The 548-nt window shown below is 57.8% G+C and carries 1 protein-coding gene and 1 pseudogene; both read left to right on the top strand.

Going from position 1 to position 548, the window contains the following annotated elements; genetic code table 11:
- A partial coding sequence (locus RB620_RS30570) for an IS110 family transposase (protein WP_308100873.1) occupies window positions 1-309 on the top strand: 309 nt, incomplete at its 5' end.
- Between the two features lie 57 nt (window positions 310-366).
- A pseudogene (locus RB620_RS30565) lies at window positions 367-548 on the top strand (IS110 family RNA-guided transposase); the annotation flags it as partial.

Here is a 548-nt window from a genome sequence, read left to right as displayed (position 1 = left end):
CCAACCGGCTATGAAACGCAACGCTGGATCGAATCGATGGGAGCCAGCTGTACCGTCATTGCGCCTTCACTCATGCCTAAACGCCCCGGGGACCATGTCAAAACGGATCGGCGTGATGCTGAGCAGCTAGCCCGTCTGTTTCGCGCAGGCGAGTTGACCGCCGTTCATGTCCCCACGCGCGATGACGAAGCATTGCGTGATCTCGTTCGTTCCCGCGAGGCGGCCAAAGAAGATGCGCACCGCGCGCGCCAACGAATTCTCAAATTTCTTTTACGTCATCAGATCCATCCGCCAGACACGATCAAGTGACGCTGGACCAAGAAGTACCGCGTATGGCTGGCTGCGCTCACCTTCGAGCATGCGGCGATGCAAGTCGTGTTTACGGAGATGCTGCATGCGCTTGAGGAGGTCGAGCACCGCATAGGTCGTTTGGAGAATGCGCTTCTTGAGCAAGCCACGACGGGAGCGAAAGCTTCTGTTATCCAGCTTCTTCAATCCCTGCGTGGCGTTGCGCGCCTAACCGCCATCACCATTGCCGCGGAAATTGG

The organism is Paenibacillus sp. LHD-117 (assembly GCF_030929555.1).
GTDB lineage: Bacteria > Bacillota > Bacilli > Paenibacillales > Paenibacillaceae > Pristimantibacillus.
Note: the sequence above shows the minus strand (reverse complement) of the source record. Positions and strands in the feature narration are given on the sequence as shown.